Raw genomic sequence first — 16,834 nt, 5'->3', positions numbered from 1 at the left:
AGGGGCCGAAAGGGCGCGTATCCTACGGCGCCGCGCGCGGGCTGGGAAGACGTCGGTTTGCCCACTCGGGCGCGCCCTGAATCGCGGATACGAGCATTCCGCAGCGCGGGCACGCGCGCAGGAATCTCCAGCGTTTTCCGTGATGTCCGCCAGCTATTTTGCGCACGGCGCGCTTGCGCGTCGGGCCTTTCCTTCGGCCTTTGGCTCGTGCGTAGATGGCCCGAGGGGCGAGGCGTGCCTCGGGGGCGTGGGACGAATGGGTTCGATCGAGGCGCGGCACCCGGCGCGGAGCCGCGGACGAAAGCTCGCCGGGCTCGGCGTGGGTCTCACCCTCGTGGCCGTCCTCTTCGGCGTCCGGCTGGGCTTCCAGGAGCTCTTCGGAGGCCACGCGCTGCTCGTCGAGCTCGTCGTGATCGCCGTGCTCCTCTGCGCGATCTGCGAACGATTCTGGCGCGCCCTCGCCCGCGCGCAGGGCCTCAACGCGGAGCTCACGCGCCGCGTCGAGGAGCGGACACGCGCGCTCGAGCAGACGGCCGGCGCGCGCACGGCCGACATCGAGTCGCTGCTCGCCCACGTCCCGTTCGCGTTCGCGTTCTTCGACCACGCGTGCCGCTACCTCCTGGTCAACACGGCGCTCGCGCGGATGAATGGTTTGCCCACGAAGGAACACCACGGCCGCTCGATCCAGGAGATCGTCCCGGAGTTCGTCCCGCTGGTGGAGCCGCTGCTCCGCAAGGTCTTCGCGACGGGCGAGCGCCTCGAAAGCGTCGAGCTCCGGGCCGCGTCCAAGGATCGCCCCGAGGAGCTGCGCGATTGGCTCCTCCACGTGTTCCCCGTGTTCGCGCCGGACGGCGCCGTCGCCTCGGCCGGCGCGCTGATCGTCGACATCACCGAGCGCAAGCGCGCCGATCGGATGGAGATGGAGGTCCGCGCGGCCCACGCGCGCGCCGAGCAGAGCCTGTCGAAGCTCGAAGCGATCCTCGGGAGCATGGCCGAAGCGGTGCTCGTGAGCGACGCGGCGGGCAACTTCGTCTCGCTCGACCCATCCGCGCGAAATGGCTCCGAAGGCGGGCTCCGCACGGACGGTCTGGTCCCGACCGCGGCCATCGGCATGAACCTGCGCGACTTCGTCGGCAAGACCGCGCTCTCGACGCTCGACGGGCGCGAGCTGCCCCTCGAAGAGTGGCCCATCTCCAGGGCGATCCGAGGGGAGGTGTTCAGCGACGTCGATCTGTGCCTGCGTCGCGCGACGGGCGAGGAGATGCTCGTCCGCTACGCCGGCCGGGCCGTGCGCGACGCGCGAGGCAACGTCGAGCTCGGCGTCGTGACGATGCGCGACGTGACCCGCGAGCTCCGCGCCGCGGAGGAGCGCGAGGCACTCCTCGCGAGCGAGCGCGCCGCACGCGCCGAGGCCCAGCGCGCAAGCCGGCTCAAGGACGAGTTCCTGGCGACGGTCTCGCACGAGCTGCGCACGCCGCTCACGGCCATCGTGGGCTGGTCGCAGATCCTGCAAAAGCCCGACCGCACCCCCGCGACGCTGCCACGTGGCCTCGAGGTCATCGACCGCAACGCGCGGCTGCTCACGCAGCTCATCTCGGATCTGCTCGACGTCGGACGCATCGTGAGCGGCAAGCTCAAGCTCGACGTGTCGTCCGTGGATCTCGAAGCCGTGATCGACGCGGCGCTCGAATCGGTGCGCCACGCGGCGGAGGCGAAGAGCATCACGCTCTCGCAACGCGAAGGCGAGCGCGGCAGGACGATCCTCGGCGATCCGGGGCGCATCCAGCAGATCGCGTGGAACCTCCTGTCGAACGCCATCAAGTTCACGCCGCGCGGCGGGGTCGTCGAGGTCTCGTGCACGAGCCACGACGCGCACGTGGAGATCGCGGTGAAGGATACGGGGCAAGGGATCCCGCCGGAGTTCTTGCCGCACGTCTTCGAGCGGTTCCGCCAGGCCGACGCCTCGGCCGCGCGCCAGCACGGAGGCCTCGGCCTCGGCCTCGCCATCGTCCGGCACCTCGCGGAGCTGCACGGCGGGCGCGTGCGCGCCGAGAGCGAAGGGCCCGGCAAAGGGGCGCGGTTCGTGGTGGATCTGCCCGTCACGCCGCGCTCGGACGAGGCCGAGCCGAACGCGCCCACCACGCGGGTCTCGAGCCCCGAGAGCGCGCGGTCCTCCCTCGTGAACGTGCACGATCTCTCGGGCGCGCGGGTGCTCGTGGTCGAAGACGAGCCCGACACGCGCGACCTCGTGCGACGCCTGCTCGAGGAGCACGGCGCCGAGGTCGTGGCCGCGGCAAGCGCGGAGGAGGCGCTCGCGCTCGTCGAGGCGCGATCCATCGACGTGCTCGTGAGCGATCTCGGCATGCCGGGCATGGATGGATTCGCTTTGATCCGCGAGGTTCGCAGCGGTCGCAGGCTCGATGCATCCCGCCTGCCCGCGGTCGCGCTCACCGCGTTCGTGCGCCCCGAGGACCGGCGCCGGGCGCTCGCCTCGGGCTACCAGGCGCACATCGAGAAGCCGATCGATCCGATGGAGCTCATCGCGGCCGTGGGAGCCCTCTCCCTCGGCCGCAAAGGCGGCTGTAGCGAGCCGAAGGGCACCTGACGCGCGTCACCTCTCGACGAGGCTCTGGAGCCGCGCGAGCGCTGCGGGCTCGGCGCGGAGGACGAGGTGCGCGCCGGATTCGTCGTACGTCTCGGCAAGGACCTTCGCGTGCTCGTAGACCTCGCTCACGAGGGCCTGCTTCGCGTACGGCACGACGAGCTCGCCGGGCACCATGAGCGCGTCGAAGAAGTCGATGAGGATCTGCCGCAGGCGCGTGATGTCCGCCGGATCCTTGGCCGACATCAGGATCGCCTCGGGGAACTCGCGCAGGAGGATCGTCCGGTCCTCCTCGGCGACCCGATCGACCTTGTTCAGCACGAGCTTGTAGGGCACGCCTTCCGCGCCGATCTCTGCGAGCGTCGAGCGCGTCACGTCGAGCTGGCTGCGGAACGTGGGATCCGAGGCGTCCGCGACGTAGAGCAGGAGCGAGGCTTCGAGCGCCTCGTCGAGCGTCGAGCGGAACGAGGCCACGAGGTCGTGCGGCAGCTTCTTGATGAAGCCGACCGTGTCCGAGACGAGGATCCGCGGTTTGATCTCGGGGTGCAGCGCGCGCACCGTGGTGTCGAGCGTCGCGAAGAGCTTGTCCATCACGTACACGTCGCTGCCCGTGAGCGCGCGCATGAGCGACGACTTGCCCGCGTTCGTGTAGCCCACGAGCGCAACGCGGCGCGCGTTCTGGCGAAGCGCACGGCGCGTGGCCTGTTCGCGCTGGATGCCATCGATCTCCCTGCGCAGCTCGGCGATGCGATCGCGAATCTTGCGCCGATCGAGCTCGAGCTGGCTCTCGCCTGCGCCGCGGCCGCGTTGCCGATCGCCGCCGCCGCTCGACTCGCGCATCCGTGGGGCCACGTAGTTGAGCCGCGCGATCTCCACCTCGAGCCGCGCCTCGCGGCTCCGCGCGTGGCGATGGAAAATCTCGATGATCACGCCGCTTCGATCGAGCACCTCGATGCCCGTGCACTTCTCCAGGTTGCGGAGCTGGCTCGGCGAGAGGTCGTGATCGACGACGACGAGCGTCGGCGTCTTCGACGCGTGCACGACGCCCGCGCCTTCGTCCGTGTCTTCGTCGTCGCCCGGGGCGCTCTCCGGCGCCTCGTCGTGCTCGTCCTCGTCGTCGCGCTTCTGCCCGGGCTTCTTGAAGCGCATGCCGGCGGGGCCGGGCCCGCCCGTGATTTCGGCGAGCACGCGGAGCTTCCCTTCCCCGAGCACCGCGCCCTTCGAGACGTTCGAGCGGCGCTGCGACACCGTCGCGACGACGTCGTAGCCGAGCGTGTTCACGAGCCGCCCGAGCTCGGCCATGTCGGCCTCGTGATCCACGTCGGCGACGGTTGCGAGCTGGACCGCGACGAGCACGGCAGCGGGACGATCAGTTCCGTTTTTGGACATAGAGGATGCGATTCGATCGAGGGAGCGGGCTCCCGCGCCCTCCTAGCACGGCGAGGGCAGGCGCGGAGAGCTTTGCAGGGGACGTTTCAACGCGAGGGGTGGCTGCCGAGCTCGGCGGGATCCTGCTGGTAGAAGGCGCGCATCTGCTCGTAGAGCGCGGGGTGCTTGGCCCGGAGGGCGCGCGGCCGCTCGAAAAAGATTTCCGTCACGACGGCGAAGAACTCGGCTGGGTTCTTCGCGCCGTACGTATCGATGAGCGTGCGGTCCCCCGACGCGACGTCCCGCAAGAGCCCCTCGTAGGCCGCGCCGAGCACGCGCGCCCACGGCCCGTACGCCGCGCGCCGCGAGAGCACGGGCGCGCCGTCGGCCGTGCCGTCCTCGGTGTCGAGCTGGTGGGCGAACTCGTGCAGGACCACGTTGTGCCCATCACGAACGTCGGCCGCGCCGTGCAGCACCGCGTCCCAGGCGAGCACGACCATGCCCCTGCCCCACGACTCGCCGAGCCTCGTTTCTCCGTCCTCGACGACGATGCCTCCCTCGACGGTCCGCGGACGCTTGTCGACGTACGTGCTCGGATAGACCAGGACGATCTCGAGATCCGGGTAGACGTCGCTCTCTCGGTTGAGGAGCAGGACGCAGGCCTGGGCCGCGATCGTCACGCGGATCTCGTCGTCGACGTCGAGCCCGCCACAGCCCTCGAAACGCTTCTCGTCGAGGAAAATCTGCACGAGGCCGCGGAGCTCGTCCTGGTCTTCGGGCGAGAGCCTACCGAAGTAGGGCACGTTCTCCGCGAGGATGTCCTCCCACGCGGGCGGAAAGGGGCGCCCCCGGACGGCGTTGCGCCTTCGTTCCTTGAAGAAGCCGAGCATCGGCGAGGAGGATGCCATGATTTCGCGTTCGGAAAGAACTTGAAATGGGGCGTCTCGTGATATTCATGCTATGCTGAAGGGTCGAGACGTCCGGCGCTCGCCGGGCAGCGTGGAGGAATCCAATGGCTTATCGCCTCGTGCAGCGTGGAGAGGGAGAGCAGCGGCCGCTCCTCGTTCTTTATCTGGTGGGTTCGCACGTCGACGCCGATCTGCGGGCCGCGCTGGGGCCCGAGGCGAGCATCGCGGCCTACGACGATGCCACGGGCGAGCCATTGCCGCAGACGGTGGCACGCGTCGCGGCCACCACGGGCGTGCCCGTCGGAGACGTCATCCTCGCGGGTTTTTCCGCGGGCTGCCAGGCCGTGCGCCGCGAGCTCATCGCGGGCCGTGATCCCTCGGGCGTGCTCGCGATCGACGGCACGCACGGGGATCTGCCCCCGGCCGACTGGCAACTCGCGCCGTGGCGAGCGCTCGCCGAGCGCGCGCGGCGCGGCGAGCGTCTCTTCGTGGCGACGTGCACGCAAAACACGTACGTCGAGACGGACCTTCCGAAGGCGAAGCGTTACAGCGCGACCGTCTCCGTGCTGCGGCTGGCGTTGGGCTTCGCGCTCGTGCCTTCGGGTGCGCCAGAGGGCGAGCACGACGGCGAGCTCCACGGCTACAGCTACGAGAGCGCGCGGACGGACGCCGAGGCGCACATCCGGCAGCAACGCCTGGTGCTGCCCGACGTCCTGCGCCGCCACGTGCAGCCGTGGCTCGCCGCACGGAAGACGGAGCTGCGGCCCGAGGAGCGCGCGATGGCGCAGGCCGCAGTCGCGCTCTCGCTCGACCGCCTCGCGCGATCCGAAGTCTCGGGCCAGCAACACGAATCCGTGCCCCCGCCGAGCGCCTGAGCGATCCCGCAACGGTCTCGTCTGTGAGCCGCTTCGCTGGGGCGTTGCCCCAGGCCCCAGGAGGGGGCTATCCGCCCCCTCCACCCCGGACCAGCGCAAGCGCTGGACTCGGGGTCGATGAACTGCGCATTGCGCAGTTCATCGAACAGCCGCGGTCAAGACCAGCGACAACCCTGCCCACCAAGGCCGCAGCGCTGACGTTTCAGCCGGGAACGTTCGCGTCGCCAGGTTGAGACGCACCTCCATGGTCTTGCCACCGGCCCGTTGGAAGAACTGCGCACCGCGCAGTTCTTCCACCTTCGGTCCAGGCCGTGCCCTGAGCACTGGTCTCATCTCACGAGCCCATTCTCCCTGAGGACCCGCAGCATCTCTGCTGCGGGGGCCAGGCGCTCCAGGCCGCGGCTGATGGTGACGGAGCCGGGGGGACCTCCGGAAGACTTGCCTGTGTAGCCGCCGAGCTCGGCGATCCACTGCACGGCGAGCGCGATGGGCGGGATCCCATCGGGGATCTGCTCGTTCTTCTTCTTCCGTTTCCGCTTGAGCAGCACCAAGGCCTCGACCTCGTGTGTCGCGAGCTCTTCGGTCGCTGGCAGGTCCGGTTGGGTGCGCGCGAGGTGCTTGAGACGTTCGGTGCGTGTGGCGATGGCTGCGAGCATGCTGCCCCAGATTTTGACTTGTTGGGTCCCTTGAAGTTGCGTGGACTCGACGTTGCACTGGCCCGTCTTCCACGTCCGGAAAAAGTCCTCGATGCGCCAGCGCTGGCTGTAACCATGGGCGACCAGCAACGCATCCTCGAGCGTTTGCACGGGGTGGTTGGTGTACAGCAGCCAATCGATGCGAGGCTCGCCCGCGGGCACGCTGCTGGTCTCGAGGACGCGCACGGCATACAGCGGCAACGCGCGCCAACGCTTGTTCCACCCGTCTCGAAGCGACAGCGTGACAGCCGCGACATGCGCGCTCATCCGCGCCATTCGCTCCGTGCGACCCGGTGCGGCCGAGATCCAAAGGGGAAAGGAGCCCTTTCGGGCGCTCGGGCGCGCCAACTCGTCGAACACGTATCGGCTCGCGCCCGTCTCCGACATGAGCCGGCGGTTTGCCTTGCCCCGCACGGTGAACCAGTGCCCGCTCGTCGAGAGGTGAAGCAAAAGCTGCCAGGCATCAGCCTCCCGGTCGAGCTGGTACCAGGCACAACACCCCGACGCCGCCATGGCGAGCCGCTCGGACGTCTCGGTGATCACGTTGGCCCAGTGGCCGAGCTCCTTTTCGTGCAGCTTGCGCTTGGCGCTGTCTTCTTTCTGCTTCTGCTCTCGCGCCCACCACTGCATCGACGTCAACCCGCAGGGCACCCCCTGCGCGTCGACGGCGAGACCGCAAACGACCTTCAGCCCGCGGGTGCCTCGACCATGCGTGCCGACCGCGCCGAAGTCCTTGCTGCGGTTGTGATCCGTGAGCGTCAGGCTGGTGGCATCGATGGCGACGAAGACGAACATCTCCTTGGCGCAACGGCGCGCGGTGGCAAGACCGGTGGCCTCGAGGATGGCCCCTACGTCGATGTGTCGGCTCTCCAGGAAGTCGTACGCACCCTGCCTGTGGGCATCGACTTGGAAGACTTCACTCACCTTTCCCGACGGATACAGCACCGCCTGCGCGGCCATGCGCGTCAGCCGCCGGGTCCGGCGCGGGTCTCCAAGGTCCGCATGCCCAAACTCCTCCGCCGCCCACGCTTCCGCCGACGAGGCTGTCTCTGCATCCAACATCTCCCCCTCTAAATGTCGTCAGAGGGGGCGAATGTACCGATGGAAGATGGAACCAATGCTCAGGGCCGTGCCTGGTCCGGGTCGAGGGGCGGATAGCCCCCGCGGGGCCCGGGGCAGCGCCCCGGCGCGACGGCTCCCCGATGAGACCCCCAATCCGGTGGAATGGCCGCTCATCTTCACGGCTTCTTTGCGTCGACCATGATTCGATCTTTCGGATCGAACTTCGGCGAGAATGTCGAAACGACCACGGTTACGCCGGGCCCTTCGTGCACGTAGGAATGCACGACGCCGCGGGGAATGACCTGCACGTCGCCTGCTTTCACCACGCGCGTCTGCCCCTCCACGTAGAATGTCCCGCTGCCCTCCAGGATCACGACGAGCTCGTCGTGCTCGGCATGGTAATGCAGAGGCACGGTCCCGCGGGTCTGGATTACGTTGACCGTGTGATCGGCATTCTCGAAGAGCGGGACGAACTTCGTCTTCTCGTCCGGCCCGATCGGTTTTTTCTCGACGACCTCGCGGGCATTGCCCAGGAAAAACGCATTTCGGCCCGCGTGCGCAGACGCGGGCGCGGCGGCGGCCGTCCCCGCGGGCTGCGGCTCCGCGCACCGTTCCTGGGTGGATGCGCAGGCGGACAGGGCGAACAGAGACGTCGCGGCGAGCAGGGCGATCGGGGTCGTAGGGGGAAGCGGCGTGCGCATGGCGCGCTGAGCGTACCAAAAGGCCCCGGGTAGGGTCGAGCGCTCGGCAGACGTCAGCGCCGCAGGCGTTCGAGCTCCGCGCGCATCCGGGCGAGCTCGAGCTCGAGGTTCCGGCGGGCCACACGCTCCGCGTCGAGCGTCTCCCGCGCCGCGAGCTCCGCCTCGCGTGCATCCTCGGCCTTGCGCTCCGCGTTGCGCGCCGCTTCCCGCGCGGCTTCGGCCTCCGTCGGGAACAGCTCCTCCCCCTCGGCGTCCACGGCCAGGCGAAGCCGCATGGCATCACCGCCGCCGACCGCGCGCAGCATGCAGCCGAGCACCTCGCTCCGGACTCGGTCCGCGTTCGTCGCCTCGACGACCACGAGCTTGCCGCGTTCGTCGCGCCGATGGACGCGGAAACGCGTGCGGCCCGAGCGGACGTCGACGTAGGGATCAAAGACGACGAGCTCGCGCGTGCCGAGCTCGTCGTGCCGCTGGGGGGACTGGGAGACGTCCTTGTTCTCGTCTTCCTCGGCGATGATCTCGAGCGCGAAGCTCGGCGCGACGCCTGTCTGCCAGACCTTCCAGCACCGCGGGGCCACGTCGGACGGGAGACCCGGCATCACGTACACGTCGGGCGCCACCACGGCCTTCGCGTTGCCCTTGATCCAGTAGATGAACTGGTCGGCGCCCACGAAGGCCTGGATGCCTCGTTCGGCGAGGAACCGCGCGATCAAGGGGCGAAGCAGCTCGGTCATGAGGCGCTGGAGAGCGCTTTCACCCATGTCGTCGAACGCGGGATAAAACGTGGGATCGTCCGGATCGTCCGCCCCGAGCCGCCACGCCGCGCTGCCCATGAGGGGAGACGTTAGCACGGCCGCAGACCCAGGGGAAGGGCACACGACCGCCGTATCACGCGTGCGCCCGAGGACCAAGAAAAACGTTTTTCCGCGGAGGGTTTGTCTTGCCGTCAGGGCAGATTCGGCTTCGGTGGGTGGTTCTTGTGGCCCTGATCCTTCACGTCGACCTCGACCACGGCAAAACGATCGAGCAGCCCGCTGGGGACCGCCTGGTTCGTCACGAAAAGCCCACCCTTGCCGTCGAATGCCATGTGCGCCGGGCCATCGAGGGGGACCTCGTCGTTCGTGGCCGAAGAGAATCGGCCGAGCTCGCCGCCCGCGGGCTTCACGACCGCGATCTGGCTCGTGATGGAAAGGGCCACGAAGAGCTCTCCGTCCTCGCCGAGGCCCAGGCCCGAAGGCGCCTCGAAATTCGGAAAGACGTGCACGAGCGTGACGTCGTTCTCGTTCGGCGCAGGGACGCGCCGGATCTTGTAAATGCGGCCCTCCCACGGCGCGTCGGCCGAGAAGCCCACGGTCACGTAGAGGCTCTTGCCGTCGGCGCTGACGAGGATCCCCCGCGCGCCCTGGAGGTCGTAGTATCCGGCGAGCTTGGCGCTCCGAAGCCAGATCTCGGGCGCGCCGCCGCCGGGCGGGATCCGATAAATCATGGCCTGGGCAGCGTCGGTCACGTAGGCATGACCGTCCTTGGCGAACGCGATGTCGCTGGGCATCGGCGGCATTTCGTAGACATTGTGCGCACAAAGATCGTTGGAATCGCCCGGCGTGCAGGAAGGGATGTCGGGAAAGGGGCCGGCATACACCGATTGTTTCCATTTCCCGTGCTTTTTCTCCGAGAGCCGCAGGACGCCGAGCTGGGAGCTCACGGCATACAGGCGCCCGTCGGCGTCGACCGAGAGGCCCGTGAGCGCGTGGGGCGCGGCGAGGTCCTCCCCCTGGATGGGGATCGTTTCGAGATGCGCCCCGGTTTTCCCGTGGAACACCGCGATTTCGGAGGGAACCCCGCCCGCGTCGACGCCGAGCGCGGGGCCGGCGACGTACACGCGGTTCTTCTGCAGGACGATCCCGTCCGGGTACCCCGGCAGCTCCGCGACGCGCGCAAGAAAATCACCACAATGCTTGGGCGCGGCCGAAGGCGACTGCGTCTGGAGGACCAGGGCAACCGCCACCGCCGCGCCGAGAAAAGACCCGATACGATTCCCACCCAGCCGAACTCTGGATCGCGTCATTCACGCCCTCCCTTGAAAGCTCGATCGGCGCCCGGCGCGCCGTCCTCGGACCCTCGAAAAGAGTCCAGCATGGACCTCGAATGCTGACGAATTCGATGGCCATCGCCATCAGGGAATTCCGGGAATACCCGACGTCCCTACACCCGATGGTATACATCCCACGACGGGAATGTGGAAGCATGCCCCATACCGAGGAACGGATGGGTCCAGGACGGAGCTCGAAAAGGCCCCGGGCAGAAAATGATTCCCGTCGAGGAACACCGTGGAGACATACGCGCGAGGACGAGCGGCAGCCCAAGGGGCACGCGCTCGGCACCCGTACGGCGCGCACGGCAATGACGGGGACGAACCGGCGAGCCCATGGAGCGACGCCCTGCATTCTCCGGTGACCAGACGCCGGCGGCGAGACCGCCGTGGACGCTCCGCTCAAGGTTTGGTAGGAACAACCATTATGGACGGATTGGGGTTCGAGCCCTTCGACACGCCGCTCGGTCGCGTGGTCGTGGCCTGGAGTCCACGAGGTATTTTCGCGCTCGCGCTGCCGAGCGAACGAGAGGAGGAGACGATCGCATGGATCACGGCGAGCGCGCCCGGCGCCATGCGCGGAGACCCGCCCGCGTGGGTCCAGGACGTGATGCGCCTCGTCGCCGCGCACCTCGGCGGCGCGCCGCAAGATTTCTCGAAGGTGCCCCTCGATCTCGAGCGCGTGTCGCCGTTTTACCGGGCCGTCTACCACGCCGCGCAGGACATCCCGCCCGGCCAAACCGTCACCTACGGCGAGCTCGCCGCGCGCCTCGGCAAGTCCCGGGCGGCCGCCCGCGCCGTGGGGCAAGCGCTCGCGAAAAACCCCATCCCGATCGTGGTGCCCTGCCACCGGATTCTGGGCGCCGCCGGGGCCGCCGTGGGGTTTTCCGCGCCAGGTGGGGTGCAGACGAAGGCACGGCTCCTCGCGCTGGAAGGTGCGCGGGTGCCGCGGGTTCGGTAGGCCCTCCCCCCCGACCCCTCCCCCTTTCGGGAGAGGGGCGGAGGCCGAGGTTCAGGCCGAGTGCGCTGCGCCGTTGAGCTCCGAGGGCTCGGGGGTGTCCTCGCTGCTCATCGTCGAGGGCCCGAGCTCCATGACCGGCGGCGCCGCCGGGGTCGCGTCCGGGGTCGCGTCCGTCGGCGTCGCGTCCGTCGGCTCGGCGGCCGGCTCGGCGCTCGCCGCCTTTGCCTTCGGCGGGCGGCCGCGGCGCTTCGGCGTGTCCCCGCTGGCCTCCCGGGAAGGCCCGGGCGGCGAGGACGTCACGCCCGCGATCCGCGCGACCGAGTCCACCTTCGACCGGATGTCGGGGTGATCGTCGGCGTAGACGCGCGCGTAGGCGAGCGCCTTCTGGGTCTTGCTCGACAGGGTCTCCTCGCTGTCCCGCAGCGCCGTGCGCGCCGCTTCGAGGGCCGCCTCCGCCTTGACCACGGCCTCGGTGTGGGTCCGGACCTCGGTGACCACCTGCTCGAGGATCGCCCGATCGACGCCGGGGAAGCTCACATGCGAGAGCTCGTTCGCGAACAGGTCCATGAGGGCCTGGACCGAAGGAGGAATGGGATCTGCCACGTCCATCGTCGTCTCCGTATTGCCGTTGCAGGGCCGGGGCGCGCGCCCGGACCCTGCGCGATCCGCTCGGGCGGGTCGCTACCCCAGGTCGTCGAGCATGTCGAGCACGGGCCCCGGCGCGCCGCCGTGCAGCGGGCCTTTGAGCGCGCCGATCGCCGCCACGATCGCCGACACCCGATCCGAGCCCGTCGAGGCCACGACCCGCGCGGTGAACGTCGAGGCGTTCATGCCGTGATCGGCCACGGTCACGAGGTAGGCGTCGAGCGCCCGCGCGGCCGCCTCGGGCGCAGCCGCACCGCGCACCATTCGCAAGAAGTCCGCCGCGTGCCCGAGCGCCTTGTCCGGGGCGATCGGCGCGTCCCCCGCGCGACGCCGCGCCCAGGCCGCCGCGAACGTCGCGACCGCGCCCGTGATCCGCGCGAGCTCGATCCACGCCGGGCGATCCGCCACCCGCCACGCCGCACGCGCGCCGAAGTGTGCCACGGCTGCCATGAGCGCCGCACCTCCATCCTCTGCGACGAGCGTCTCGCCGATCGACGGGATCTGCTCGAACGCGAGCGCGCGCCCCTCGGCGAGCGCGTCCGCGAGCGCGCCCTGGGTCGCCGCGTCCGGGAGCCGCCCCCGCCCGTCCCCCCCCCCCCCCCCCCCCCCCCCCCCCCCCCCCCCCCCCCCCCCCCCCCCCCCCGAGGCCCGAGCCCGCAGAGATCCTCGAAGCCGACCCGGCCCGCGAGCGCCTCGATATCGTGCCCGCCCACGACGAGCCTCCCCCGCTCGCCGTCGACCTCGCTCAATGCCGTATCCGCCACGACGACCCCATCGAGCCCACTCGCCTTCGTAGCCGCGTGCTTTGCCCCATTCTGCGTCGCTTGGTCCATCGTTTCCTCCTTGGTTGATGCTATCCTTGATGACGTGAGCAACGTTGATCAACGTGGATTGATCAATCCATCCACTGGATTCGACAATCAACCATCGGACCTCCTGTCCGGGCCGGAGGCCGCCGCGCTGCTCGGGGTGAAGCGCGAGACGCTCTACGCCTACGCGAGCCGCGGCCTCGTCCGCAGCGTGCCCAGCGAGGGCGGGCGGAGCCGCCTCTACGTGCGCGAGGACCTCGAACGGCTGAAGGCCCGGAGCGACGCGCGCCGCGGGCACGGCCCCGTCGCCGCATCCGCCTTGCGCTGGGGCGAGCCCGTCCTCTCCTCGACGATCACCACGATCGGCCCCGAGGGCCCGCGCTACCGCGGCCACGCCGCCACAACCCTCGCCGCGTCCGGCGTGCCCTTCGAATCCGTCGCCGAATTGCTCTGGACCGGCGCGCTGCCCGAAGAACGCCCCCCCTGGACGCTGCCGCAGGATCCCGCGCTGCCCGCCTCCCGCCTCGCCGACCTCGTCCCCGAAGGCGCCCCGCCCCTCGCCACGCTCGCCCTCGCCGTCCCGGCCCTGGCCGCGCGGGATCCCCTACGCTTCGCTGCGACCGAGGAGGCCGAGCTGCCCCGCGCCCGCGCCTTGATCCGCCGCCTCGCCGCGCTCTCGGCCCTGCCTTCGGGCGCTCGCCGGGCCAACACCGCGCTCGCCGAGCCCACGATCACCCGCGCGCTGCTCGTCGCCCTCGGCGGCAAGAGGTCCGACCGCGCCGAAGCCGCCCTCGAACGAGCGCTCGTGCTGCTCGCGGATCACGAGCTCGCCACCTCGACCTTCGCCGTCCGCGTGACGGCCTCGACGGGGGCCGATCTCTACGCCTGCGTGAGCGCCGGGATCGCCGCGGTCTCCGGCCCGAAGCACGGCGGCGCCTGTGACCGCATCGAGGCCGTCGTCGCCGAGGTCGGGCGCCCCGAACGAGCCCGCGCCGTCGTCGCCGCCCGCGCCCGCCGCGGCGATACGGTCCTCGAGCTCGGACACCCGTTTTACCCCGACGGCGATCCCCGCACGCCACCCCTGCTCGTGGCCGCGCGCGCGGAAGCGCCGCGAAAGACCAGCGTCGCGGCCTTGTTCGCGCTGCTCGACGCGACGAAAGAGGCCGGCCATCCACCTCCGTCCGTGGACGTCGGCCTCGTCGCGCTTTGCCTCGCCCTCGGCCTGCCGCCGGGCGCGGCGACGACGATCTTCGCGATCGGCCGGCTCGCCGGCTGGATCGCCCACGCCCTGGAACAACGCAGGGATCCTACGCTCTTGCGCCCGCGCTCGCTCGCGTCATGACGCCCGGGCCATGCGCCCTTGCGCTGCGATATGCGCCTCGAACCAGTGCCCCGCGAGATCCGCGACCTGGTCGAGCGCCCCCGGCTCCTCGAAGAGGTGTGTCGCCCGCGGGACGATGACGATCTCCCGTTCGCAGCGGAGATCCTCGAACGCCTGCTGGTTCAGGTCGATCACCAGCGTATCCGCCCCGCCCACGATGAGCAGCGTCGGCGCCCGGACCCGCGGCAGCGCTCCGCCTGCGAGATCGGGCCGCCCGCCGCGCGAGACCACCGCCTGCACCTCCTCGGGCCGCTCTGCCGCGGCCACGAGCGCCGCCGCCGCCCCCGTGCTCGCCCCGAAGAGCCCGATGCCGAGCCCCGCCGTCGACGACGCCCGGCCGAGCCAATCGACGACGCTCGCGACCCGCCGCGCGAGCAGGTCAATATCGAACCGCACCTCGGCCGTCCTGAGGTCCACGGCCTCCTCCTCGACCGTCAGCAGATCCACGAGCACTGTCGCGAACCTGCGCGCCCGCAGGCTCGATGCAATGTGGCGATTGCGCGGGCTGAACCGGCTCGACCCACTCCCGTGGGCGAACAGCACCACGCCCTTTGGCGCCGCCGGCATCCCGAGATCTCCGTTCAGCATCACGTTGTCCGCCGGCATGCAGACCGGCGAGGTCTCCGCTCGCTCGTTCACCATGATCCGCGCCTCCCCGTGCTCCCTCGGGCATCGGGCAGAGACCCCGCCGGCGGTAGCGGTCCGTCAGAGGTCGATCTGCATGCCGAGCTCGACGACGCGGCCCGGGGGCAGGCCGAAGTACGCGGTGGCGGGGCGCGCGTTGCGGGAAATGAAGGCGAAGAGGTCCTTGCGCCATTTCCACATTTTCGAGCGGCCCGTCGGCAGGAGCGTCTCGCGGCCGAGGTAATAACTCGTGCGCTGGAGCTCGATCGAGAGCCCCTGTTCCTTGCAGGCGGCGAGCAAGCTCGGCACGTGCGGGGTTTGCATGAAGCCGTAGCGGGCGCAGACCCGGTAAAACCCGTGGCCCTTGTGCTCGACGGTCACGCGCTGATCGGGCGGGATCTCGGGGACCCGCTCGTTCGCGATGGAGAGCAGGACGACCTGCTGGTGCAAGACCTGGTTGTGCTTGAAATGGTGCAGCAGGACGGGCGGCGTGCCGTTCGGGTTCGAGGCCATGAAGACGGCCGTGCCCCGCACGCGGTGGGGCTTCGTGCGCTCGACGTCCTCGAGGAACAGCTCGAGCGGCAAGACGCCATCCTTGAAGGACTCGGCCAGGATCCTGCGGCCTGATTTCCAGGTCGTCATGATCGTGAAGATCACGAGCGCCATGGCCACGGGGAACCAGCCGCCCTGAAAGAACTTCGCCGCGTTTGCCGAGAAAAACGAGAGGTCGATGGCCAGGAAGACGGCGACGGGCGGCAGCGCCTTCCAGAGCGGCCAGCCCCAGCGCTTCGTGACGACCACGAAATAGACTGTCGTGGTGATGGTCATCGTGGCCGTGACCGCGATGCCGTAGGCCGCCGCGAGCGAGGTCGAGGTGCGGAACGTGAAGACGAGGAGAATGCAGGCCACGAGGAGCGCGCGGTTGATCTCGGGGATGTAGATCTGCCCCTCGGTCTCCTTCGAGGTGTGGACGATCGTCACGCGCGGAAAGTATCCGAGCTGCACGGCCTGCTGGGTGAGCGAGAACGCTCCCGAGATGAGCGCCTGCGAGGCGACGATCGTGGCGCCCGTGGCAATGGCGACCGTCGGATAGAGGGCCCAGGACGGGACGAGACCATAAAAAGGGTTCGTCGCGCCCCCAGGGTGCTGAAGCAAATACGCGCCCTGGCCGAAGTAATTGAGCAGGAGCGCGGGCCATACGATGACGAACCAGACCCGGCGGATCGGACCCCGCCCGAAATGGCCCATGTCCGCATAAAGTGCCTCGCAGCCCGTGATGCAGAGGACGACGGCGCCGAGGAGCAAGAAGCCGTGGCCCCGGTGTTCCAGGAAAAACGTCACGCCGTGCCGCGGATCGACGGCGGCGAGCACGCTCGGACGGGTCAGGATCCACCGGGCACCCAGGATCGCAATGGTGACGAACCAGACGAGCGTGACGCTGCCGAAGACATTGCCAATGCCCCCGGTGCCGCGCTTCTGCACGAGGAAAAGCGCGAGCAGGATGACCACCGTGAGCGGGACGACGACGTGCTTCAAGGGCTCGTACGCGACTTCGAGGCCTTCCATGGCCGAGAGCACGGAGATCGCGGGCGTGATGACGCCCTCGCCATAAAGGAGCGACGCCCCGAGGAGCACGAGCAGGACGAGCGGCCCCGTCCCCGCGCCCTTGCCCGTCGGCACGAGCGCGAGCAGGGCCATGATCCCGCCCGAGCCCTGGTTGTCGGCCCGGAGGACGAACGTGAGGTATTTCACCGTCACGACCATCAGGAGCGACCAGAAGACCAGGGAGAGGATGCCGAGGATGTTCGCCGGCGTGGGCGCGATGTGATGCGGGCTCTCCGGGCTGAAGCACTCCTTGATCGCGTAGAGCGGGCTCGTGCCGATGTCGCCGAAGACGACGCCGAGGGCGCCGAGGAGCAAGGCCCAGCGCGCGCCCGGGGTCGTCGCGCCGTGCGCTCCGGCGCCGTGGGTCGCGGTCGCGGCGGCCAGCGTCCGCGCGCTGGCTGGTGGCGCGTTTCCGGCCGCGCTTGCGTCTGGGACCGCGCTGCCCCCGTCCGCCGCGGGTGCCTCGGTGGAGGGGAGCGTCCCCGCTTGGTCTTCCGTCATGGCGCGCG

Annotated in this window: 14 protein-coding genes; 4 read left to right on the top strand and 10 right to left on the bottom strand. The window is 69.8% G+C overall.

Going from position 1 to position 16,834, the window contains the following annotated elements:
- Positions 1 to 256 precede the first annotated feature (256 nt).
- Complete coding sequence (locus POL67_RS21805) at positions 257 to 2,605, top strand: ATP-binding protein (protein WP_271930864.1); 2,349 nt, start codon at positions 257 to 259, stop codon at positions 2,603 to 2,605.
- Positions 2,606 to 2,611: 6 nt separating this feature from the next.
- On the opposite strand, the gene hflX is transcribed toward POL67_RS21805, so the two are convergent.
- Both hflX and POL67_RS21795 read right to left on the bottom strand, forming a co-directional pair.
- Entirely contained in the window at positions 2,612 to 3,958 is a 1,347-nt protein-coding gene (hflX, locus tag POL67_RS21800) for a GTPase HflX (RefSeq protein WP_308789545.1), read from the bottom strand.
- Between the two features lie 119 nt (positions 3,959 to 4,077).
- Positions 4,078 to 4,878: a M90 family metallopeptidase gene (locus POL67_RS21795; RefSeq protein WP_271920032.1), complete on the bottom strand. Its 801-nt coding sequence runs from the start codon at positions 4,876 to 4,878 to the stop codon at positions 4,078 to 4,080.
- Between the two features lie 104 nt (positions 4,879 to 4,982).
- Here POL67_RS21795 and POL67_RS21790 point away from each other — a divergent pair, with 104 nt between their 5' ends.
- Positions 4,983 to 5,753: a hypothetical protein gene (locus POL67_RS21790; protein WP_271920030.1), complete on the top strand. Its 771-nt coding sequence runs from the start codon at positions 4,983 to 4,985 to the stop codon at positions 5,751 to 5,753.
- A gap of 329 nt (positions 5,754 to 6,082) precedes the next feature.
- On the opposite strand, the gene POL67_RS21785 is transcribed toward POL67_RS21790, so the two are convergent.
- The 4 genes from POL67_RS21785 to POL67_RS21770 all read right to left on the bottom strand — a co-directional run bounded on the left by POL67_RS21785 (position 6,083) and on the right by POL67_RS21770 (position 10,276).
- Positions 6,083 to 7,510: an IS4 family transposase gene (locus tag POL67_RS21785; protein ID WP_271920028.1), complete on the bottom strand. Its 1,428-nt coding sequence runs from the start codon at positions 7,508 to 7,510 to the stop codon at positions 6,083 to 6,085.
- 176 nt (positions 7,511 to 7,686) lie between these two features.
- Positions 7,687 to 8,211 (bottom strand): cupin domain-containing protein, encoded by a 525-nt coding sequence (locus POL67_RS21780; protein WP_271920027.1) that lies wholly within the window; start codon positions 8,209 to 8,211, stop codon positions 7,687 to 7,689.
- A gap of 53 nt (positions 8,212 to 8,264) precedes the next feature.
- Entirely contained in the window at positions 8,265 to 9,044 is a 780-nt protein-coding gene (locus tag POL67_RS21775; RefSeq protein WP_271920026.1) for a Uma2 family endonuclease, read from the bottom strand.
- Between the two features lie 113 nt (positions 9,045 to 9,157).
- Positions 9,158 to 10,276, bottom strand: coding sequence for an SMP-30/gluconolactonase/LRE family protein (locus POL67_RS21770; protein WP_271920024.1), 1,119 nt, complete (start codon positions 10,274 to 10,276; stop codon positions 9,158 to 9,160).
- A gap of 451 nt (positions 10,277 to 10,727) precedes the next feature.
- Here POL67_RS21770 and POL67_RS21765 point away from each other — a divergent pair, with 451 nt between their 5' ends.
- Positions 10,728 to 11,261, top strand: coding sequence for a methylated-DNA--[protein]-cysteine S-methyltransferase (locus POL67_RS21765; protein ID WP_271920022.1), 534 nt, complete (start codon positions 10,728 to 10,730; stop codon positions 11,259 to 11,261).
- A gap of 51 nt (positions 11,262 to 11,312) precedes the next feature.
- Here the strand turns inward: POL67_RS21765 and POL67_RS21760 are convergent, their stop codons facing one another.
- Both POL67_RS21760 and POL67_RS21755 read right to left on the bottom strand, forming a co-directional pair.
- On the bottom strand, positions 11,313 to 11,870 hold the full coding sequence (locus POL67_RS21760; RefSeq protein WP_271920020.1) for a hypothetical protein: 558 nt from the start codon (positions 11,868 to 11,870) through the stop codon (positions 11,313 to 11,315).
- Between the two features lie 72 nt (positions 11,871 to 11,942).
- On the bottom strand, positions 11,943 to 12,791 hold the full coding sequence (locus POL67_RS21755; protein ID WP_271920018.1) for a citrate/2-methylcitrate synthase: 849 nt from the start codon (positions 12,789 to 12,791) through the stop codon (positions 11,943 to 11,945).
- Here POL67_RS21755 and POL67_RS21750 point away from each other — a divergent pair.
- The gene (locus POL67_RS21750; RefSeq protein WP_308789544.1) at positions 12,774 to 14,057 is read left to right on the top strand and encodes a citrate/2-methylcitrate synthase; all 1,284 of its coding nucleotides are present in this window, start codon (positions 12,774 to 12,776) and stop codon (positions 14,055 to 14,057) included. The two genes, POL67_RS21755 and POL67_RS21750, sit on opposite strands and share 18 nt — an antisense overlap.
- Here POL67_RS21750 and POL67_RS21745 read toward each other — a convergent pair.
- Together POL67_RS21745 and POL67_RS21740 are read right to left on the bottom strand one after the other, a co-directional pair.
- Positions 14,052 to 14,738 (bottom strand): dienelactone hydrolase family protein, encoded by a 687-nt coding sequence (locus POL67_RS21745; RefSeq protein WP_271920016.1) that lies wholly within the window; start codon positions 14,736 to 14,738, stop codon positions 14,052 to 14,054. The genes POL67_RS21750 and POL67_RS21745 overlap by 6 nt on opposite strands.
- A gap of 63 nt (positions 14,739 to 14,801) precedes the next feature.
- Positions 14,802 to 16,826, bottom strand: coding sequence for a potassium transporter Kup (locus tag POL67_RS21740; RefSeq protein WP_271920014.1), 2,025 nt, complete (start codon positions 16,824 to 16,826; stop codon positions 14,802 to 14,804).
- Positions 16,827 to 16,834: the final 8 nt, after the last annotated feature.

Source organism: Polyangium mundeleinium (assembly GCF_028369105.1).
Classification (GTDB): Bacteria; Myxococcota_A; Polyangia; order Polyangiales; family Polyangiaceae; genus Polyangium; species Polyangium mundeleinium.
Note: the sequence above shows the minus strand (reverse complement) of the source record. Positions and strands in the feature narration are given on the sequence as shown.

Bases quoted from the DNA above. Each gene is read 5' to 3' on its own strand.
- POL67_RS21805 (WP_271930864.1), top strand. From the start codon at position 257: ATGGGTTCGATCGAGGCGCGGCACCCGGCGCGGAGCCGCGGACGAAAG.
- POL67_RS21745 (WP_271920016.1), bottom strand. From the start codon at position 14,738: ATGGTGAACGAGCGAGCGGAGACCTCGCCGGTCTGCATGCCGGCGGAC.
- POL67_RS21785 (WP_271920028.1), bottom strand. From the start codon at position 7,510: ATGTTGGATGCAGAGACAGCCTCGTCGGCGGAAGCGTGGGCGGCGGAG.
- POL67_RS21795 (WP_271920032.1), bottom strand. From the start codon at position 4,878: ATGGCATCCTCCTCGCCGATGCTCGGCTTCTTCAAGGAACGAAGGCGC.
- POL67_RS21770 (WP_271920024.1), bottom strand. From the start codon at position 10,276: ATGACGCGATCCAGAGTTCGGCTGGGTGGGAATCGTATCGGGTCTTTT.
- POL67_RS21780 (WP_271920027.1), bottom strand. From the start codon at position 8,211: ATGCGCACGCCGCTTCCCCCTACGACCCCGATCGCCCTGCTCGCCGCG.
- POL67_RS21765 (WP_271920022.1), top strand. From the start codon at position 10,728: ATGGACGGATTGGGGTTCGAGCCCTTCGACACGCCGCTCGGTCGCGTG.
- POL67_RS21760 (WP_271920020.1), bottom strand. From the start codon at position 11,870: ATGGACGTGGCAGATCCCATTCCTCCTTCGGTCCAGGCCCTCATGGAC.
- POL67_RS21740 (WP_271920014.1), bottom strand. From the start codon at position 16,826: ATGACGGAAGACCAAGCGGGGACGCTCCCCTCCACCGAGGCACCCGCG.
- POL67_RS21790 (WP_271920030.1), top strand. From the start codon at position 4,983: ATGGCTTATCGCCTCGTGCAGCGTGGAGAGGGAGAGCAGCGGCCGCTC.
- POL67_RS21775 (WP_271920026.1), bottom strand. From the start codon at position 9,044: ATGGGCAGCGCGGCGTGGCGGCTCGGGGCGGACGATCCGGACGATCCC.